The organism is Candidatus Nebulibacter yamunensis, assembly GCF_024208055.1.
GTDB lineage: Bacteria > Pseudomonadota > Gammaproteobacteria > Francisellales > Francisellaceae > Caedibacter > Caedibacter lacustris.
This window is the reverse complement of the sequence record NZ_JAMBMW010000001.1, coordinates 41,548-62,749: the sequence shown is the minus strand read 5'-3', so window position 1 is coordinate 62,749 and position 21,202 is coordinate 41,548. Positions and strand designations below refer to the sequence as shown.

The following is a 21,202-nucleotide window of genomic DNA, read 5'->3' as shown; positions in this document are numbered from 1 at the left end:
CTAACCAATTTTTTTTAACTTTAAAAGCAGTTGTGTAAATAGCGCTAGTAATACTAAAACAGCAAAACCTACTACAATCATTTGAATAAAAGACATAACTCTTCCTAAAGAAAAACTAATATGAAGTTCATTAATTATAAAAATTAATATAAAAGACAAAATGAAAACTAATAACACATTTTTAAACCATCTATAACTAATACCTCTTGCATATATATGGTGAACAATTGGTGTCCAAACAATCAAAATACTGAGATTCAAAACAAACCAAGTTATTGCTGTGAAATAAACCCCATACGAATACGCAACATATATTATCAGAGGGACTTTCATAATAGCTGCAATAGTATTGTACCAAACATGTAACTTTAACGAGCCATGCGCAAATTGTAAATAATATTGAAAAGCAGAGATAGACAATATGCCACTGGCTAAAACGTACCAGAATAAAGCCTTCTCTCCCCAATGTGCCGCTTCTAGACTTCCACTCCAAGCATATAACAAAGGCATAGCAAAAATCGCAATACAACCCGCTACAGAAAACATAATAACACACATGTAAATTACAGATTTACAATATAAATCTAACATTTTTTCGTTTTCACCTTTCATTAATAAATATGTCATTCTAGGTAGGATTGCTTGCGTAATCGGTGAAGCTATTTGTAATACCCCAGTTGCAATAAGAACAATAAGCGCATAATAGCCATACTGTGATAAAGGTAAAATATGTGAAAATACTAATTTATCGCTTTGAGTTACTAGCGTCCAAACAATAGATGAGTAAGATAAACCTAACGCAAACGGCATAATACTCTTTAATTGAGTCATTGAAATATAAAAACCAACTATTTTACTGCTTGGTAATTTAGCGTAGAAAAAAAATAACATAAGAAATAAGTTTATAAGTATAATGATTGTTTGGTACTCAAAAAAAGCATTTACTTTGTTACTCACAAAATGCAAAAATAACCAACCACCAATATATTGTAAAGAAATGCATATCATGTTAATCACATTATAAATGACCTGTTTTTCAAGTCCCACCAAGCCACTACCATAAAAATCTGTCATCCAACGCGCAGCGAACATAACTCCCATTAAAGTAACACAATCAGCAACAGTTGAGGTATGCATTTCTTGTACATTTAACCAACTTGAAGCTATCCAGTCTGAAGTCATATATACACAAGTAAAAACAACCATCGCTATTGCTATAAAAACAACCTCTAAACTTCTTACTAATTGTCTTAAAGAAAAATAATCTCTTGTACCCCCCCTAACACTGGCAATTTGTCTAGAAAGCGCAGGAGTCAGTCCCATATCAAGCAATCTAAGCCAAGCCTGGAACACTGAAAAAAAACCTACCAGACCAAAAGCTGATGCACCTAAATATTGCAAGTAAAAAGGGAATATAACAATTCCAATTAGAGAAATATAAATTTGCCCAATATAATTTGCAATCGTATTTTTCTTCAAAGACATTAATTAAGACTCTTCCTGAAGATTAACCGAAATATATATACGTCTTCCCTGTTTATTAATAAAATAGGCATTCTTATATGGAGAGTGACTCATAGCTCGTAAATAATCAATCGCTTCCCTCATTATTACTTTCTTTTCCATGTTAATAGCACATAGATTCTTAAAATCTTCAATCGAGTTATAATTACCTTCTCCTTTTGGCATCTCAGTCGTATATACTCCATTAATTATATTATCTATATTTTCCTCCAATAATTGCATCTCCACTGCAATTACTTTGTTATATAGTGACACAGAAGTATCATCTTCCATTTGAACAACCTCCCTTTGCGCAATAATAGCACCGTGGTCTATCTCATCGTCCATTACATGAATGGTTGCTCCAATTGGTTGTTTATTTACGATCGAAAAAACCTGAGGGAACCAACCTCTATTGTATGGGTTAAGCCCAGGGTGAATATTAATACACAATTTATTATTTACTAATTTCTCAGGAAAAATTTGCTTTGAATGACAAGAAATCCCTAAGTCATACCTAGATAATAGTTTGTCAATCACATGACCTTCCTTTAAATTAAGGATGGCTATATTACCTTCTTCTTCAAACAGCTTGCTACTGTTAGGGCTATGGTAATAATCTACTTCAATTTTTCTTCTGGTATTCAAAATTTTTCGAATAGCTTTAAACAAAACTAAATTATCCGATAGCACAAATATTTTGCTAGCCATACAGCACCTCAATAATATTGCGTTGAATTTCACTCTCCAACTCAGCATAGATTGGCAAACACAAAATCCTTCTAGATAAAGACTCTGATATAGGACATTCATTTTGAGAGACTTTATCAAGAAAGTTTAATTTATTCAAAGACGGGTAAAAATATCTTCTAGGGAAGATATTTATTTGATTAAGTTTATTCACGCTTTTTAACAGATCATCTTCAGCTTGAAACACAACTGGAAAGTAATGGTAATTTAAAGATGCTTCTACACTAAACACTTGCAACTGATAGTGTGACTGCAAATTATCATAATAAAACTGCCATAAATTTTTCCTGCAAGTCAAAATAGAATCAATGTCCTCTAGCACAGCAAGTCCCATAGCCGCTTGAAATTCATTCATCTTAAAGTTACCACCCAAGCACTCTATATTGACGCCATCTAAGCCAAAGTTAATCATACGTTTTGCTTTCTGATATAAATCATTATCCTTTATAATCAAAGCACCACCTTCAATTGTGTGAAATAGCTTAGTTGCATGAAAGCTTAAAGTAGAAATATCGCCATATTCTAAAATACTTTTTCCTTTGTACATAACCCCAAAAGCATGGGCAGCATCATATATAACCTTTAAGTTATGTTCATCAGCTATTTTTTGAATTAACTCAACCTCACAGGGATTGCCAAAAACATGGACAGGAAGTATCGCCGCAGTTTTGCTCGTTATTTTTTTTCTGATCAAACCAGGATCAATGTTAAAGCTATTTGCCTTTATATCACTGAATATAGGATTAATACCATCCCACATAAGGCTACTTGATGTTGCCACAAAAGAAAATGGTGTTGTAATAACATCACCACTTATACCTAGAAGTTTGTAAGCTAAATTTAATGCTACGGTTCCATTAGTAACTAAAAGCAGGTTCTTAACACCTAGATACTGCTCAAGAGCACGCTCAAGTTTTTGAGCCAAAGGACCATTGTTTGTCAACCATTCATTTTGATAAATTTGATCAATATAGCTTTTATACTTATCGATATTTGGCAAATAAGGTTTGGTAACATTAATTCGCATCTAAATAAAACTCAATCGTCTGTTTAAACATCTTCTCAAAATCCTGTGAGGGCTTCCAGCCTAATTCATTTTGAATCTTGCTATTATCAATTGCATAACGCCAGTCATGACCTTGACGATCTTTAACAAAACTAATCAGCTTTTCATGTGGTGTATTGTGTGGCTTATATTCATCCATTAACTTACAAATCGTTTTGACCAAGGTTAAATTATCAACCTCATTTTTACCACCAATATTATAAACCTCGCCTACTTTGCCTTTTTCAAGGATGCAATCAATTGCATCACAATGATCTTCAACATAGAGCCAATCACGAATATTGCTACCATCACCATAAACAGGAATGGCTTTTTGCTCAATACAGCTATTAATGACAACTGGAATCAACTTCTCAGGGTGCTGATAAGGACCATAGTTGTTAGAACAATTTGATATCGTAACAGGTAGCTTATAGGTATGGTAATAGCAACGCACAATATGGTCAGAGCCCGCCTTAGATGCGGAATATGGTGAGTTAGGCTTATAGGCTTTACTCTCACTAAATGCAGGCTCTTCTCTTGTTAACGCGCCATAAACTTCATCTGTTGACACATGATGAAAACGGCACTGTGTTTCATCAAAGCCTTTTTCATCCAACCAAAATAGTTTTGCTTGTTGCAGCAGGTTAAACGTACCCATTACATTGGTTTCAAAAAACACCTTGGGACCCGCGATAGAATTATCAACATGTGATTCAGCCGCAAAATGCACAATGGTATCAATATTATGTTCTCTTAGAACTTTTGCCAACTGTTGTTCATCACAAATATCACCTTGAATAAAAATGTGGCTTTCTATATTTGATAAATTCTCAAGATTTTTTAGCTCACCGGCATAAGTCAGCTTGTCATACGATATAATTTTTTGGCACTGATTTTTTGACAACAGCATGCGTACAAAGTTGCTACCAATAAACCCGGCAGCACCTGTAACTAAAACATTTTTAGCTTTATACATTAACTCACTAACCCTTTTAAGTATTGACCATACTCCGTCTTGCCAAGCAGTTCAGCTTGTGCTAGAACTTGCTCAGTCGTAATAAATTTTTTACGCCACGCAATCTCTTCCAAACAACCTATTTTAAGACCTTGACGCTTTTCAATTGCAGCAACATATTGTGAGGCATCCAAAAGTGAATCGTGAGTTCCTGCATCAAGCCAAGCAAAACCACGACCTAGCAATTGTACATTTAAATTTTTCTTTTCCAAGTAAATTTTATTTAAATCTGTGATCTCAAGCTCACCGCGCCATGACGGTTTTACTTGCTTAGCATACTCAACTACATGATTGTCATAAAAATAAAGTCCAGTGACTGCATACTTGGATTTCGGGTTTTTGGGCTTTTCTTCCAAAGAAACTACCTGATTATTTTCATCAAACTCAACAATTCCATAACGCTCAGGGTCATTAACATAATAACCAAACACACAGGCACCACCATTTTCAGCATCACATTGCGCTCTTGCAATTTTAAGAAAATCTGGCAAGCCTTGTCCATAATAAATATTATCGCCCAGGATCAAGCAGGCTGAATCCCCAGCCAGAAAATCTTCAGCAAGAATAAATGCTTGCGCTAATCCATCAGGAGACGGCTGAATTTTATAGTTCAACTTAATCCCAAATTGTGATCCATCGCCTAATAATTCTTTGATTAAAGGAATGTCGCGTTCAGTGGAAATGATTAAAATTTCTCTTAACCCAGCGAGCATCAACACCGACAAGGGATAATATAATAGCGGCTTATCATATACTGGTAATAGCTGCTTGCTTACCCCTAGAGTCAAAGGGTAAAGCCTAGTACCACTGCCACCTGCTAAAACTATACCTTTCATTGTACTTTGCCCATGGTTAAAAATGCTTTATACCAATCTATCGCTTCATCAATACCTTTCATGAAGTCATACTCAGGTTCATATCCCAACATTTTTTTAGCTTTTGAGATGTCCGCATTACTATGCTTAATGTCTCCTCTTCTTTCAGGACCAAAAACAGGCTTAATATCTTTGCTCAAGGCTTTACATAACACATTATATAAATCAATAAGGTATTCTCTACCACCATAAGCAATATTAAAAGCTTCACCTGCATATTTACTTTCCGCAAAACAAGCCTTTAAATTCGCTTCAATAACATTTTCTATATAAGTGAAATCTCGTGAATGCTTGCCATCACCATTAATCGTCGGGCGTTCATCATTAAGTAGTTGCTTAATAAATTTTGGAATAACTGCCGCATAGGCGCCATCTGGGTCTTGTCTTCTGCCAAAAACATTAAAGTAGCGCATACCATACGTATCTAAGCCATAGACTTTAGTATACAATCTTGCCCACTCTTCATTTGCTTTTTTGGTAAAGGCATATGGCGATAAAACATTGCCTTCCTTGCCTTCTACTTTTGGCAAATTTGGCTCATCACCATACACAGATGAGCTTGAGGCATAAACAAATTTTTTAACTCTAGATTGTTTAGCCGCTTCCAGCATATTAAGTGTACCCTTAACATTGATATCCTCATAAGTTAAAGGCATCTCAATACTTCTTGGGACACTACCCCATGCTGCTTGATGTAAAACATACTTAACATCTTCACAGGCATTTAAACACGTGTCAAAGTCTCTTATATCACCTTGTATAAAGGTATAATTTGCGTGGCTGTCAAACAATTTAACATTTTCTATTTTACCTGTTGATAAATTATCTAAACACCTAACTTGAACACCTATCTCAAGCAATGCTTCACATAAATTAGAGCCAATGAAACCCGCACCGCCTGTTACTAAAACGATATCAGACTCATTAAATGGTAAATCTTTATAATGCATTAATTTTGCTACTCCTACAGCCTAAATTTAGATAACTCTTTTTGGTATGTTGACTTCACGTCAACCAAAATATCATGCTTTGGCAATTGTAGCACGTCTTTATAGGCACTATGCGCTACGGCAACAATGCAAACATCATAATACTCACTCATCAGCTCTTGTGTTGTTTTTAACTTAATTCCCTGATATTTTTCAACCTCAAGCGGATCCGCATAGGAATCGTGTATATCTAAGCTAATGTGATAATCCTTAAGTTCATTGATTAAATCAAAAACCTTCGAGTTACGAATATCTGGGCAATTTTCTTTAAACGTCACACCCAATAGCGCAACCTTGGCATTTTTGATTAGCTTTCCCTCATGAATCATAGTCTTGACAACCTGTTCAGCCACATATTTCGCCATACCATCATTAATTCTGCGCCCTGCCAATAAAACTTCAGGATGATAGCCTAATCTCTCCGCTTTATATGTCAAATAATATGGATCTACCCCAATGCAATGCCCGCCAACAAGACCTGGATTAAGTCGCACAAAATTCCACTTAGTAGCTGCGGCATCTAAAACCTCTTGCGTATCTATTCCCATTAAATGGAAAATTTTTGACAACTCATTGACAAAAGCGATCCCTAAATCCCGTTGTGAGTTTTCAATTACTTTACTCGCTTCTGCCACTTTAATGGAGCTTGCCTTATATACACCAGCTTTAACAACAGAAGCATAAACTTCGGCAACAATATCGCAAATCTCGGGAGTTTGCCCTGAAACCACCTTAAGAATTTTGGTAAACGTATGCTCTTTATCACCTGGATTAATCCGCTCAGGTGAGTAGCCTACAAAGAAATCAATGCCACATTTTAACCCTGATTCTTTCTCCAAAATAGGGACACAGTCCTCCTCTGTCGCCCCTGGATAAACTGTAGATTCGTAAACGACAATATCGCCTTTTTTAAGTGCCTTTCCCACCGTTTTTGATGCGCTTAAAAGTGGGCTTAAATCAGGTTTGTTCGCATCATCAATTGGCGTTGGGACTGCCAGAATATGAAAATCTGCTTTTTTAAGCTCTCCAATATCATCTGTCAACAGTAAGTTCGCTGATTGTAACTCACCATCTGCTACCTCTAAGGTGTAATCATGTCCTGCTTTTAACGCTTTTATTCTATTTCGATTAATATCAAATGCGACCACTTGTTGCTTTTGACCAAAGGCAACCGCTACGGGTAAACCAACATACCCCAAACCAATAACTGAAATTTTTCTTTTTATCATCTTACGAACCTTATAGGAATTACGCACGTTGAATTTTAAATTGTGAATTAATCATAAGCAAACCATAATTTTTAATTTTTAACTCAACCTTCTATTTAACATAATACCCACCTGTCTTTGATGCCCCTCTAAATTCAACTTTATGTGCCTCTTTTAAGGTTTTAAGATGTCTTTCCAGTGTACGAAGCGCAACATGCAATATTTCACTCATTTGCTTTGAGTTCAAACCTGGGTTCTGCCTAATAAATTCATATAGCTTATTTGCTCCGCCACTTGCTCCGCCACTTGCTCCGCCACTTGCTCCGCCACTTGCTGCATTGGAATAAAAGGTCACCTTTATTGATAAGCCATCATATTCAAAGTCAGGCTTAGGTAACTTATGGTCATGAAAAGCTTGAATAATATCCAGCGTACCTTTTCCCCAACTCTCAATTAACCCTGCTTTATAAAACACATTGGCGATTACTGGATTATGCGGCATGGATGGGTGTGGTTTTGCTAATCTGGAAACGTTCATATTTTCTGGTAACGTTGCTCCGTTAAATATAACGAATTTGTTATCATACACCCTAATTTGCAGATTCACACTGATCATATAATCACGATGCACTAATGCATTAATAATGGCTTCTCGTAAAGCGGAATATGGATATTGAAGCTTTTCTCGGCGATAAATCCCTTCATAAGAAATATACGATTTTAAATATTTGCTTCTAAGCACGTCTAAAATTTTATCAACCTGATCAATTAAGTTACCCTCAATAATATCACTCGTTTGTATATCTGATTCAGTCAAAAAACGCCCTATTTTTGAATGCGATTGTATAAAGTATTTTTGTGGATTTTTAGCAAACAATAAGATAGCTGCTCTTTTGAAAAATTTACCGTCATGCAAATTCAACTTGGACAATAACTGTATAACATCTTTTTCCTGATCAATACGGGGAATCCGATCTTTAGCTAAACTTTTAAATTTCTCTATTGCGCTTAAATCTATCTCATCAAGTCCAAAACCTTCTACAGCCATATCATCCCAGGTTTTTCCATACTTTTTAAGTAAAAAATTAGTAAGGTTACCGCCATTTAACTCAATAGTATTGGCGCCACTTCTTTGATAAAATTTGCCACCATATGAAACTGGAGCGTATGTTTTGGGCACCATAATTTCAAGATACTGTTTATCATCAGCTTCTTTAATTACAACATCGACAAGAAGTCCAAGCCTACTGTTTATTTTATTTGGCAAAACCTCTGTAAACTCCGCAGCCTTACTTATCCCCACAATCGTTGCATTATCATCGACACCAATATAAAGCATTCCGCCATCTGTATTGGCAAAAGCACAAATCGTTTTGAGATATTCATCCTTCCATATCTCTTTAAATTCCAGTGTCTGCGATTCCTGTAATTTCATATCAACTCAGCTTCCTTTAATTTTGAATGCCTAATTTTAAATTTAGAATGAATCATGCACAAACCATAATTCATAATCATTACTTTTTGTCCACTTCCCCCTGTACAAAGCTGGATCGATCATCAATCTCAATAACAAGTTCTGGATAGTCTTACATAATAGAATGAGGTGCGCTTCCAGTTTTGTTATCCAAATTAAAAACTAAAACTTTTCCTCATGCTATGCAATCTCTACCTCCCAGCTTCGACCTCAAAAAGTTAAACATGGCGTTATATTAACACTAACACAAAGCCGCTTGATCAATTTTTTTGTTTCACCAAGTAGCCGAAACGCTTGGGTAGTCTCTTTCTTGATAAATTTTACCTACACAAACCTCGATTCATCATCAATTTCAACTTCTCATACAATAAAGATTGCCATTTCACATCATGTTAGCGAACTCTGGTTATTAGCTATCGTCTTTTAAGAACTTAATCTTATGATGAGGAAATATACACCCATTCGACGAAAATTAGCATTCAACGTTAATTAATTCTTTATGTCCAAGCTTAAAAAACAATAGCTTAGACTAACGATAACAAGTACATTATAGCTTTTAATATTTACTGTTTAAGCAGCTGAAATGGAGCATATTTCGTTTTTATCCGGTGCATTTGTTTTTATCATGATTTTTTTTGCTGGCTTTGTAGATTGTATTGCAGGTGGCGGCGGGATGATTACGATTCCAACTTACTTGAGTATAGGCGTACCTCCTCACTTAGTATTAGGGACAAACAAAATGGTAATGTCAATGGGCACTTTATCGGCTGTTATACGCCTTATTTATTCAGTTAAAATCTATTGGAAAACGATTATATTTGGCATTTTATTTGCGTTTTTAGGTTCACTCCTTGGAGCTAAACTTATCAGCCACTTGGTAAATTATCAATTGATGACTATTCTTCTTTTAATTGTTATCCCAACAATTTTGATTATTGGAACATTTAAAAACTATCGTGCTGAAAGTAGCTACCTACCTACAACCTTATTTTATGTGCGTTTAGTTTTGGTATGTTTTACTGTGGGCGCTTATGATGGTTTTTTTGGTCCAGGCACTGGAACTTTCTTATTTTTAAGTTTTATGTATCTTTTATCAATGTCAGCCAAGGAGTCAGTCACCAATGCCAAAATTGTCAATTTATCTGCTAATATTGGGGCGTTAATTTATTTTCTATCGATAGGCACAATTGATTGGTGTATTGTTATGATTGCTTTGCCTGCAGCAATAATGGGGTATTTGTTAGGAGCACAGTTCGTATTAAAAGCCAATGTCAAGTGGTTAAAGAAAATTGTGACATTTGTATTGCTTGGTTTAATGATTAAATTAGTATTCTTTAACTAAAAAAATAATATCTATTGACTTACTGTGTTGGCGGTTTTAAGTAAAAATAAACAACAGCGTTGCAACGCATAGCAAGCTTTTTTATAAATTCCACAGGTCATGAAAATTAAGTTATTGGTTCAAAGGCGTTAGTAAGTATATACTAGTTCATATTAATTAAGCAGCGTCAACTTAGTATTTAAACATGGAAAATAGTTTTAAGCGTGTTCCTAAAACAGGCGTTATTTATGTTATGTCTAAAGCCCAAGCACATGGGTTTTATTATGGTAATCCAGAATGGGCAAATTTAGGGCAAGGGGCGCCTGAAACCGGAAATATGCCAACAAGCCCAAAACGGTTAACAACTATCTTACTTGATCAAAATTCTTCAGAATATAGCCCTGTTTCAGGCGACGTTGAGTTAAGAAAAGCTGTAGCAGAATTATATAATCATCGTTATCGTTTTGATAAAAAATCACAATACACTTATGAGAACGTTGCCATTTCCTCTGGTGGGCGTCCTGCTTTATGTCGAATTGCAGCAACAATGAATAACATTAACCTTGGACATTTTTTACCTGATTATACGGCTTATGAAGAATTATTAAATGTGTTTGGTGGATTTGTTTCTATTCCCATCTCCTATAGAATAGCCAATGGTTTTAAGCCAGATATTGCCGAAATGGAAAGGTCAATGGTCAATATGGGCTTAGGTGCAATGCTTTTATCAAACCCTTGTAATCCTACAGGGCAGATCATTATAGGTAATGAGCTCAAGCAATTGATCGATGCAGCTAAGAAAATCGGTTGTGCGATGATTTTTGATGAATTTTATTCGCATTATTTATATGAACAGTCACAAAAAACGCTAAGTGCTGCATCCTATGTAAAAGACGTTGATAAAGATAATGTTCTGATTGTAGATGGCTTAACTAAAAATTGGCGCTACCCTGGTCTAAGAATTTCATGGACCCTTGGGCCAAAAGAAGTGATCGATGCAATTTCATCGGCTGGCTCATTTTTGGATGGTGGTGCGGTACACTCTATTCAAAAAGCAATTATTCCTCTTTTACAACCAAATCATGCTGATCAAGAGGCAGAATCGATTCAAAAGGAATTTGATAAAAAACGTAAATACATGATCCAGCGCTTAAAAGAAATGGGCTTTGTGCTACCTGGAATTCCAGAAGGCGGTTTTTATTGCTTTGCCTCACTTGAGAACTTACCAGAAACACTTGCAGATGGGATGAAATTCTTTAAAGCGTTATTACAATACAAAGTCATTTGTGTACCGGGTGAGTTCTTTGATGTCAATCCAGGGCAAAGGCGTAAGATGATCAATACGCGTTTGAAAAAGTATGTAAGGCTAAGCTTTGGACCAAGATTTGATGAAATTAAGCTTGGATTAGATAAAATACAGCAAATGTTAATAGACATTAACTTGTGAGTTTCTTGTATTTGATACGATGTGGATCGACTGAATCATCACCTAAGCGTTTTTTCTTATCTTCAACATAGGCTCCATAGTTGCCTTCAAACCAAACAACCTGGCTCTCCCCTTCAAAAGCAAGGATATGAGTGGCTACACGGTCTAAGAACCATCTATCGTGTGATATAATCATCACACATCCAGGAAAGGCAAGAATTGCTTCTTCTAATGCACGCAAAGTTTCAACGTCAAGGTCATTTGTTGGTTCATCCAATAGGATAACGTTCCCACCTTTGCGTAAGAGTTTTGCTAAATGGACGCGATTTCGCTCACCACCAGATAACTCTTTAATAAATTTTTGTTGATCGGAACCTTTGAAGTTAAAGCGACCAACATATTGGCGTGATGGAATGGTATATTTGCCAACGGTGATGATATCTAAACCATCAGAGATTTCTTCCCATACAGTCTTATTGTCATCTAGCACATCGCGCGATTGATTCACATAAGCAAGCTCAACGGTTTCACCAAAACTTACGTTACCTTGATCAGGGGTTTCAAGATCTGCGATCATCTTAAAGAAAGTAGACTTCCCAGCACCATTTGGTCCAATAATCCCGACAATTGAACCCGCAGGAACTTCAAAATTAAGCTTATCTATTAATAAGCGATCCCCAAAACCTTTGCTAATTTCATTGATATGGATGACTTTGTTGCCCAAACGTGGCCCAGGTGGAATGTATAAGTCTTGTGTGGCATTACGCTCCTGGAACTCTTGTGAGCTTAATTCTTCAAAACGTGCTAAACGTGCCTTTGATTTAGCTTGACGACCTTTTGCATTTTGGCGTACCCATTCAAGTTCTTGTTGCAATGCTTTTCTATGAGCGGTTTGTTTTTTATCTTCTTGAGCTAAGCGAGCTTCTTTTTGTTCAAGCCAGCTTGAATAATTACCTTTAAATGGAATACCTTCTCCACGATCAAGCTCTAAAATCCACTCAGCAACGTTATCTAAAAAGTAACGATCATGCGTAATCGCAACCACGGTTCCTTTATACTCTTGCAAAAACCGCTCAAGCCATGCCACACTTTCGGCATCTAAATGGTTAGTTGGCTCATCCAATAGTAATATGTCAGGTGAAGATAGTAGAAGTTTGCAAAGTGCAACGCGACGCACTTCACCACCAGAGAGTTTAGTGATATCCGCATCCCATTCAGGTAAACGCAAAGCATCCGCAGCAATTTCAAGTTTTCGCTCAATTTCCCAAGCACCTGTGGCATCAATTTTATTTTGTAATTCTCCTTGTTCAACTAAAAGCTTATTCATCTCATCATCAGACATTCGTTCGCAAAACTTCATACTGATTTCATCAAAACGTGTCAGCATTGCTTTTAGGTCAGCAAGTGCTTCTTCAACATTGCCTTTGACATTTTTTTTAGGATCAAGCCTAGGTTCCTGTGGTAGATAGCCAATTTTGACACCTTTTCGAGGAGCGGCTTCGCCAACAATTTCAGTATCCAAGCCAGCCATGATTCTAAGCAAGGTTGATTTCCCCGAGCCATTTAATCCTAAAACGCCAATTTTTGCACCATCAAAAAACGATAGTGAAATATCTTTTAAAATGTAGCGATTAGGTGGGACAACTTTGCCCACTCGGTGCATGGAGTAAATATATTGTTCAGACATGGTGATTTTAGTCCTGCGTTTGTTTATCTTAATTTAAATGGAATTTAATTTGCGTGATGATTTTAACAAAAAAACCTTAAATCCCCTTGTGCTTTTTGCTAAAAAATTTATAATCAGCCGTGATTGGTCGCTTAGCTCAGCTTGGTTAGAGTACTACCTTGACATGGTAGGGGTCACTGGTTCGAGTCCAGTAGCGACCACCAATTCAGCGCATTTCACAACGTTTTAAAAAGTCCAAAAATTCTTTTAAAAATACTGGATAGTCGAGTAAAGCAGAGGAAATTTCACTCTAGCTTTCACAAAACCGTATGCGACATATATCTATGCCTTTTCCTCGTAGTACCCTGCCTCACTTATTGTGTTTCTTGCAAGTTAACTTGACGATTATGGTCACGTTTTTTCTGTTTTTGTTCCTTTCGAAACATAGCCGCTTGCTTAGCGTCTTCACCAAGATGCGTCTCACCACGTTTATAAGCGAGTTGAGTTTGCTTTTCACGCTCTAAAAAACGCTTACGTTGCTTAGAAGTATGCTGAGCATAACATTGATGGCATGAGATGCCTTTCTCATACTCAGGTTTTAACTTATCTTCTTCAGTAATTGGCTTACGACAAGCATAACACTGATCATATTGACCTTTTTCTAGAGCATGATTAACGGCAACACGTGAGTCAAAAACAAAACACTCGCCTTCCCACATACTTTCTTCTTTTGGTACTTCTTCTAAATATTTTAAGATTCCACCCTCAAGATGGTATACCTCTTCAAAACCTTTTTCTTTCAAAAAGGCAGTTGATTTTTCACAGCGAATACCACCTGTGCAAAACATTGCAACTTTTTTGTGTTTATTTTTATCCAAATTTTTTTCAACGTACTCAGGAAATTGACGAAATGTTTCTGTATGTGGATTAATTGCATTTTTAAATGTACCAATTCCAATCTCATAGTCATTACGAGTATCAATAACTAACACATCAGGATCTGAAATAAGAGCATTCCAATCTTTTGGTTTAACATAAGTACCACATACTTTACGTGGATCAAGCCCCTCTACACCTAAAGTCACGATTTCTTTTTTAAGTTTAACTTTGGCATGGTTAAATGGGATATGATCATCATACGACTCTTTAGATGAGATATCGGCTAAGCGCTGATCGGATTTCAAATACGTAAGTACGGCTTCAATACCTTCTTTAGTGCCAGCAATCGTCCCATTAATACCTTCTTTAGCAAGCAATAGTGTGCCACGTACAAGGTTATTTTCCATCACCTTTAACAAAGGTTCTCTAAGTTCTTCAAAATCATCTAATGCGACAAATTTATACATCGCAGACACAACGTAGTTTGGCATAGCTATTCTTCATTTCCAAATTATTCAAAACTAAGCAACTGTATCCATCACAAATTTTTTTGGCATAAAACCTACAAAATCATTCGCAAAGGGACATAGCGCGTGAATATTTTGCATCACACTAGCAAAAGTGTACGCATTATACACCATTTAATCCGATCACCAAACACCTTAACTAGATTTGTTCAAGAATCTTGATTTAAAGCAAGTTTTTTGAGTGCTTTTACTACCCAAAAACCTTGCCAATTCTTTCTTTATTTTTACTTTTAATGATTTTGATATTGAGGAGTACTTTAATCTTAAAATAATCACGCCGCTTTTTTCAAAAAGCAAGTTAGTGCACGATAATGTAATTGGTCTTTACATAAATTCTATTTCAAACTTTTTACCCACACACTTATTTTTCAAAATATCACTCGTATTTTTCAGATTTTGATTACGTTCAATAAAACTAAATCACTGTCCACGCATAAAAAGCTTATCTAAATCTGCAACGCTTACTTTAACCCACGTAGGACGACCGTGATTACATTGATCCGCACGTGCAGTTTGCTCCATCTCACGTAATAAATGATTCATTTCTTGCAAAGTCAAATTATCATTTGCACGCACGGCTTTATGACACGACATCGTAGCTAAAATTTGATTAATGTAGTCATCTATCTCTTTAGATTGGGTACTCAACTCCAGACTTTTGGCAATGGTAAGCAATAAGTCCTCTATATGGCTACTTTTTAAATAAACAGGGATTTCACGCACCACCAACGTTTTCTCACCCAAAGGAGCATACACAAACCCCAGTTTACTTAACATTTTTTCATGTTGAAGAAGAACATCTAATAATATTGTACTTAACTCAAAAGTAATAGGTAACAGCAGTTGCTGAGAAACCACCTTGTTATTTGCCCATAATGCTTTTACTTTTTCATATAATACACGCTCATGTGCGGCGTGCATGTCAACAACAATTAAGCCATCTTCCGTTTGGGATAAGATAAAAATGCCATGCACTTGTGCTACAGCAAATCCTAATGGGTATTTTTTATCTTCTAGTTGCAACTGTGGAACTGTTTGTATTTCTTTTGTAGCTATCTCATGGTCGATATCTAACTCATCTAATGGCATACTCAACTGGGTTGCAGATTGCCATTTATCTTTTTTTATGGTTGTGTTTGAGGCAAGCTCTTCTGTTGATGAAAATTGATTTGCAGCTTTACCTATCAATCTTTCATACAACCTCAAATCTTGATTATGGCTTTGAGCAAGCTGGCTGTTTGAATAATTAGGTCGATTTGAATCATCTTGCCAATAAAGCCTTTTGTTATCAAGTTCATTTTTCTCCATTGGCTTTAAACTTGGTGCTTGATACGTCAGACTTTGCTCTTCTTCTATTTCTTCTTCATATAATGTTGGTCTTGTATGGGAAAGGGCATGATGAATCTTAGCAAATAGAAAATCATGCACCAAACGCGACTCTCTAAATCTCAGTTCATGTTTAGTTGGATGCACATTGACATCTACTGTGGCAGGATTGATGTTAAAGAATAAAATAAAAGCAGGATAACGTAAATGATGCAGCACATCTTTATATGCTTGTTTAATAGCATGTGCAATTAACTTATCTTTGATAATGCGTCCATTAACATAAAAATATTGTAAATCCGCACGTGATTTCGAAAACTGCGGTTTGGCAATCCAACCTTGCAGTGTCAAATCCATAGATGCCTCTTGGACTATAATCGCATTTTCAATAAATTCTTCCCCACAAATTTGTGCAATTCGAGCTTGTTGCTTTTGTGGTGTATCAGCAACTGGAAAGCTTTTCACTTCCTTGCCATTATGCAAAATTGTAAGCGCAATATCAAAATGACATAACATAAATTTCTTTATCAGATCATCAATATGTGCATATTCAGTACGCTCTGCTTTTAAAAACTTACGCCGTGCTGGTGTGTTATAAAAAACTTGAGCAACCTCTATTGATGTGCCTATTGGATGCGAAGCTGGAATAAGCTCATTACCCAACTGATTATTGATACTCCAAGCATGTGGTGCATTAGCTACTTTTGAAGTAATTTTAACTTTGGCAATTGAACCAATACTCGCTAACGCCTCACCTCTAAAGCCCATGCTTTGAATAGCTTCGAGCTCTTCTAAAGAATAGATCTTACTTGTAGCATGAGGTGTTAGTGCTAATATTAAGTCGTCTTTCTCTATTCCAAAGCCATTATCACGGAGCAATATTTTCTCTTTTCCACCATGCTCTAACTCAAGCATAATTTGAGTTGCACCTGCATCAATTGCATTTTCAAACAGTTCTTTCACAATCGAAGAGGGGCGCTCGATGACCTCTCCTGCTGCAATTTGATTAGATAGCTCCATGGAGAGCAGTTTGATTCTTCTAGCCATAGTTTAGCTCTACCTCTTCTTCCTTTTTTGCCAAGCGATTACACAGCATATGTGCAATCTGATATGCCACATCTAACTTTGACATTAAAGTCAATTCAAGCACTAAACGTCCTTTTCTATCGTATATTTGTACTTGATTTTGATCACTATAAAATGGAAAGCCCGTTTTATTATCCACTTGATTCAACACTAAATAATCAAGGTTTTTAGCACTTATCTTCTGTAAAGCATAAACTTTAGCATTGTCTGTTTCTGCGGCAAAGCCAACAACACATAATGGTCTATTCTTTTGCAAATTAGCAACGCTTTTGACGATATCTTCGTTTTTACTCAATTTGAGTATTAGCTCATCATCAACATCATTCATTTTCTTAATCTTATGAGTTGCATAACTTTGAGGTCTATAATCGGCCACTGCTGCCGCTCCAATAAATAGCTCTGCTTTGTCCACATATTCATGCACTGCATCATACATTTCTTTTGCACTTTTAACATAAATTGTATGAATACCATACGACGCACTAAGCTCCGTGGGACCTGATATCAAAACTACGCGCCAACCCAGATTATAAAAGGCATCCGCTAAAGCGTAACCCATTTTACCTGAGCTGTAATTTGAGAGATAACGAACAGGATCTAGCGCTTCGACTGTGGGACCTGCTGTAATCACAACGGTTTTATCAATTTTTGATATATTTTGCAATACCATTTTTGCAATAAGTTCAGGTTCCATTAATCGACCTTCACCTATCTCTCCACATGCCTGTTCACCTGTATCAGGTGCTAATAAGGTAAATTGACGTGCTACAAGCCTTGCAACATTTTCCTTTACAATGCTATTGTGCCACATCTGTTTGTTCATTGCAGGTGCAACATATATCGGCTTCTTTGTTGCCAATATAATATTTCCTAATAAATCATCTGCTATACCGTATGCTAACTTTGCCAAGGTATTAGCTGTAGCAGGCGCAATCAAGATTTTATCTGCCCAGCGCGCAAGTTCAATATGTTCAATCGGAGTTTCACTATATTCAAATAAATCCTGATAGCTTTTTTGTTTGCATAAGGCCTCAAAACTTAAAGGTGTTACAAACTCAAGTGCAGAGCGACTTAACACAACCTTAACATCACAACCAGCTTTGACCAACAACCTGGTTAACTCAAGCGCTTTATAAGCAGCAATACTTCCTGTTACACATAATAGGATTTTGTTCATTGAAAATACTCTCCATTAATCTAAAAAATATTCAGCATTAACAACGACGCGCACAAGCTTATATGGATCACCATCACCATATGAAGCATCTTGATTTGCAATTGTAAAGGCACCTTGTGTTGCTTGACGAATACTACCTAACTGTGTTTGTGCATTTTTAGCAAATTGTAACGCTGCTGTTTTTGCATTCTCCGTCGCTTCTTCTAACATTGTAGGCTTAATCTCATTGAGTAATGTGTACTTGTAACTGACATTGCTGTTACTAATTACAACGCCCTTTGCAACCAAATCACTTGTTTTTTGAACAAACTTCACTATTACATCCACTTGATCAGTAATAATGGTCATACTGCTATATGCACTATAATTCGAGGTATTAACTTGATCTTTATTATGTGTATTTTGATTTAATGAAATGCTTCCATATTGGAGGCTATCAATACTTAATCCTGCTGCTGTAATAAAATTTTTAATCACCAATTGATCGTGCTCAATCTTCTGATAAACTTCTTTTAAAGTATTGGCATTCACACTATAGCTGATATTCCAAATCGCTTTGTTTGCTTTTACTGTTTGTTCAGCCAACCCCTTAACACCAACATAACGGTTAAATGAATGAAAATTTAATATCCCATAAGCGATAAACGCACCACTTAACGCCACTCCAATGCCGATTGCAAAATAACCAAAAAAATTTGATTTTCTCATACTCATCACATTTTATCCTTATATAAATCACGACTAATATTAGTCAGCGCCTGTTCATAGAATCGTTCTATTTCATCGTTGGTATCAACTCCAAAAGAAATCTGTTGCAACAAACCATTCGATAATGCATAAACACAACCGTGGATCATAATCTCTTGATTTCTTTTCCACGCATCTTGAATAACTGTAGTTTTGGCAACGTTGACAACTTGTTCAACGACATTTAACTCACACATCACCGCATGTTTTTGCTGATTACAATTGATGCCTTTTGATAGTTTTTCACAACTACCACCTTGATCAAATGGAACAAGCAATGCTTTATGCTTATACTGCACATCTTGCACATGTCTTAACCAATTATCAATTAACCCATGAGATTCATTTAAAGTCGCGGCCTTTATCCCACCACAGCCATAATGACCACAAACTAAAACGTGTTTAACTTTCAACACATCAACAGCATATTGCAGAACCGACAAAAAATTCAAATCTGAATGCACTACTACATTAGCGACATTGCGATGCACGAACACATCCCCTGGCAATAATCCTAAAATCTCATTGGCAGGCACGCGGCTGTCTGAACATCCAATCCACAGATATTCTGGATTCTGCTGTTTTGATAACTTTTCAAAAAAGCCAGGATGGCTTTTGTTAATATCACTAACCCATTGGCGATTTTGAGCAATCAATTTGGTTAAATACTTCATCTTTACTCCTGTGTTTGCATTAACTAACCGTCATTTCACCACGAAGGTCTTTCTGTAAAGCCTCTTTTATTTCGTTTTGAGCTAACTCAGGAATACTTAATAAATAAAAAAGCTTGGTTAATGCTGCTTCAACGGTCATATCATAGCCTGAGATAACACCAGCTTTCACCAATCCAATTCCTGCTTCATAAGCCCCCATTTTGACACTGCCTTTCAAGCATTGCGTACAATTAATAATAATTACTCCTCTTTTACTTGCTTCGATCAACTCGTCAATAATCTCATCTGAGTTCATGATATTACCTGCACCATAGGTCTTTAAAATAAGCCCCTGTAAAGGTGGCTGTAATATCTTATTTAAAATACTGACATCCATCCCGGGAAAAATTGATAATATTGCGACTTTTGGCACACTCAAAGAATTAAATTCAATCTCAGTTGTCGCATTTTTGTTAACATGACGTATATAAGTTTCGTTTAACTCAATATCAATACCAACCTGCCCAAGTATAGGATAATTAGGCGAGCAAAACGCATCCATGCCAGATGAATTAATTTTAACTGCACGGTTACCACGTAATAGCTGCTTATTAAAGTAAATGCAAACTTCCTGTATGCGTTTATCTGCTGCCAAAATTAAGCTGTGCAGAATATTGTCTTGAGCATCTGATCTTAATTCTGAAATGGGAATTTGAGAGCCAGTACAAATAACCGGTTTGTTAAGATTCTTCAGCATAAAAGATAAACTAGAGGCAGTATAAGCAAGTGTATCTGTGCCATGTAAAACGACAAAACCATTATAAGCGTTGTAGTTTTTAATGATATCACGTGCAATTATAATCCAATCCTGAGGTCTAATATTGGCTGAATCAATTAATTTAGGGTATTCATTGATCTCAAAATCTGGAACGCCATTATGATAAAAGTCTTTAATTGTTTTAATCTTATCCAGCAAAAAACCTCGTTTAGGAGCATAGCCTTGATCGGTTTTTACCATTCCAATCGTCCCCCCTGTATAGATAACATAAATTTTTTTATCTTTAATTGAGCTTAATTGCATCTTTCCCTACCCCCATATTTGCCAGTTCATCCGCTCGCTCATTTAAAGGATCACCATTATGTCCCTTCACCCAGTGCCATTTGATGATATGTTTTTTTCGCAATTCATCTAACGTCTGCCATAGATCTTGGTTTTTAACAGGCTTATTGCTAGCTGTCTTCCAACCTCTAATAAGCCAATTATTTAACCATTCACTCACACCTTGCTGTACGTATTTAGAATCCGTATACAATTCCACTTCACACATTGTTTTAAGCGCCGATAATGCTTGAATTGCAGCTAATAACTCCATACGATTATTGGTTGTATTTTCCTCTCCCCCGTATAACTCTTTGATTTTAGATTTATACTGTAAGATTACACCCCAGCCTCCTTTACCAGGATTACCTCTACAGGCACCGTCCGTATAAATCGTTACTTTTTTAGGCTTAAAAATCATTTTGTTTCTCTT

18 protein-coding genes and 1 tRNA gene are annotated in these 21,202 nt (G+C 36.2%); 3 read left to right on the top strand and 16 right to left on the bottom strand.

Going from position 1 to position 21,202, the window contains the following annotated elements; all coding sequences use genetic code 11:
* The 8 genes from M1V25_RS00270 to M1V25_RS00235 form a co-directional block, all read right to left on the bottom strand.
* Positions 1–1,485 carry a lipopolysaccharide biosynthesis protein gene (locus M1V25_RS00270; protein WP_498842097.1) on the bottom strand — a complete coding sequence of 495 codons (1,485 nt, stop codon included), beginning with the start codon at positions 1,483–1,485 and terminating at the stop codon, positions 1–3.
* A gap of 3 nt (positions 1,486–1,488) precedes the next feature.
* Positions 1,489–2,214, bottom strand: coding sequence for a dTDP-4-amino-4,6-dideoxyglucose formyltransferase (locus M1V25_RS00265; RefSeq protein WP_498842096.1), 726 nt, complete (start codon positions 2,212–2,214; stop codon positions 1,489–1,491).
* Positions 2,207–3,280: a DegT/DnrJ/EryC1/StrS family aminotransferase gene (locus M1V25_RS00260; RefSeq protein ID WP_498842095.1), complete on the bottom strand. Its 1,074-nt coding sequence runs from the start codon at positions 3,278–3,280 to the stop codon at positions 2,207–2,209. The genes M1V25_RS00265 and M1V25_RS00260 overlap by 8 nt, the downstream gene beginning before the upstream one ends.
* Positions 3,270–4,277 carry a dTDP-glucose 4,6-dehydratase gene (gene rfbB / locus M1V25_RS00255; RefSeq protein WP_498842094.1) on the bottom strand — a complete coding sequence of 336 codons (1,008 nt, stop codon included), beginning with the start codon at positions 4,275–4,277 and terminating at the stop codon, positions 3,270–3,272. The genes M1V25_RS00260 and rfbB overlap by 11 nt, the downstream gene beginning before the upstream one ends.
* A complete protein-coding gene (rfbA, locus tag M1V25_RS00250; protein WP_498842093.1) occupies positions 4,277–5,152 on the bottom strand; it encodes a glucose-1-phosphate thymidylyltransferase RfbA in 876 nt (291 codons plus the stop codon). The genes rfbB and rfbA overlap by 1 nt, the downstream gene beginning before the upstream one ends.
* Positions 5,149–6,141 carry an SDR family oxidoreductase gene (locus M1V25_RS00245; protein ID WP_498842092.1) on the bottom strand — a complete coding sequence of 331 codons (993 nt, stop codon included), beginning with the start codon at positions 6,139–6,141 and terminating at the stop codon, positions 5,149–5,151. Before M1V25_RS00245 ends, rfbA begins: the two co-directional genes overlap by 4 nt.
* A 14-nt stretch (positions 6,142–6,155) precedes the next feature.
* Positions 6,156–7,409: a nucleotide sugar dehydrogenase gene (locus M1V25_RS00240; RefSeq protein ID WP_498842091.1), complete on the bottom strand. Its 1,254-nt coding sequence runs from the start codon at positions 7,407–7,409 to the stop codon at positions 6,156–6,158.
* 91 nt (positions 7,410–7,500) lie between these two features.
* Positions 7,501–8,823, bottom strand: a complete 1,323-nt coding sequence (locus M1V25_RS00235; protein ID WP_498842090.1) for an RNA-binding domain-containing protein — start codon at positions 8,821–8,823, stop codon at positions 7,501–7,503.
* A gap of 622 nt (positions 8,824–9,445) precedes the next feature.
* Here M1V25_RS00235 and M1V25_RS00230 point away from each other — a divergent pair.
* A complete protein-coding gene (locus M1V25_RS00230) occupies positions 9,446–10,204 on the top strand; it encodes a TSUP family transporter (RefSeq protein ID WP_116963001.1) in 759 nt (252 codons plus the stop codon).
* A gap of 184 nt (positions 10,205–10,388) precedes the next feature.
* Entirely contained in the window at positions 10,389–11,630 is a 1,242-nt protein-coding gene (locus tag M1V25_RS00225; RefSeq protein ID WP_498842089.1) for a pyridoxal phosphate-dependent aminotransferase, read from the top strand.
* Here M1V25_RS00225 and ettA read toward each other — a convergent pair.
* Positions 11,620–13,296, bottom strand: coding sequence for an energy-dependent translational throttle protein EttA (ettA, locus tag M1V25_RS00220; protein ID WP_498842088.1), 1,677 nt, complete (start codon positions 13,294–13,296; stop codon positions 11,620–11,622). The genes M1V25_RS00225 and ettA overlap by 11 nt on opposite strands.
* 125 nt (positions 13,297–13,421) lie before the next feature.
* Here ettA and M1V25_RS00215 point away from each other — a divergent pair.
* A tRNA-Val gene (locus M1V25_RS00215) sits at positions 13,422–13,499 on the top strand.
* Between the two features lie 150 nt (positions 13,500–13,649).
* Here the strand turns inward: M1V25_RS00215 and trhO are convergent.
* The 7 genes from trhO to rnhA form a co-directional block, all read right to left on the bottom strand.
* The gene (trhO, locus tag M1V25_RS00210; RefSeq protein WP_498842087.1) at positions 13,650–14,645 is read right to left on the bottom strand and encodes an oxygen-dependent tRNA uridine(34) hydroxylase TrhO; all 996 of its coding nucleotides are present in this window, start codon (positions 14,643–14,645) and stop codon (positions 13,650–13,652) included.
* A 456-nt stretch (positions 14,646–15,101) separates the two neighbouring features.
* Positions 15,102–17,054 carry a DNA mismatch repair endonuclease MutL gene (gene mutL / locus M1V25_RS00205; protein WP_498842086.1) on the bottom strand — a complete coding sequence of 651 codons (1,953 nt, stop codon included), beginning with the start codon at positions 17,052–17,054 and terminating at the stop codon, positions 15,102–15,104.
* Complete coding sequence (coaBC, locus tag M1V25_RS00200) at positions 17,047–18,270, bottom strand: bifunctional phosphopantothenoylcysteine decarboxylase/phosphopantothenate--cysteine ligase CoaBC (protein ID WP_498842085.1); 1,224 nt, start codon at positions 18,268–18,270, stop codon at positions 17,047–17,049. Before coaBC ends, mutL begins: the two co-directional genes overlap by 8 nt.
* A 15-nt stretch (positions 18,271–18,285) precedes the next feature.
* A complete protein-coding gene (locus tag M1V25_RS00195; RefSeq protein WP_157966522.1) occupies positions 18,286–18,978 on the bottom strand; it encodes an SIMPL domain-containing protein in 693 nt (230 codons plus the stop codon).
* Positions 18,979–18,983: 5 nt separating this feature from the next.
* Positions 18,984–19,691 (bottom strand): carbonate dehydratase, encoded by a 708-nt coding sequence (gene can, locus M1V25_RS00190; protein ID WP_498842084.1) that lies wholly within the window; start codon positions 19,689–19,691, stop codon positions 18,984–18,986.
* A gap of 19 nt (positions 19,692–19,710) precedes the next feature.
* Positions 19,711–20,751, bottom strand: coding sequence for an asparaginase (gene ansA, locus M1V25_RS00185; RefSeq protein ID WP_192877916.1), 1,041 nt, complete (start codon positions 20,749–20,751; stop codon positions 19,711–19,713).
* On the bottom strand, positions 20,732–21,190 hold the full coding sequence (gene rnhA, locus M1V25_RS00180; protein WP_116962993.1) for a ribonuclease HI: 459 nt from the start codon (positions 21,188–21,190) through the stop codon (positions 20,732–20,734). Before rnhA ends, ansA begins: the two co-directional genes overlap by 20 nt.
* Between the last annotated feature and the right edge of the window lie 12 nt (positions 21,191–21,202).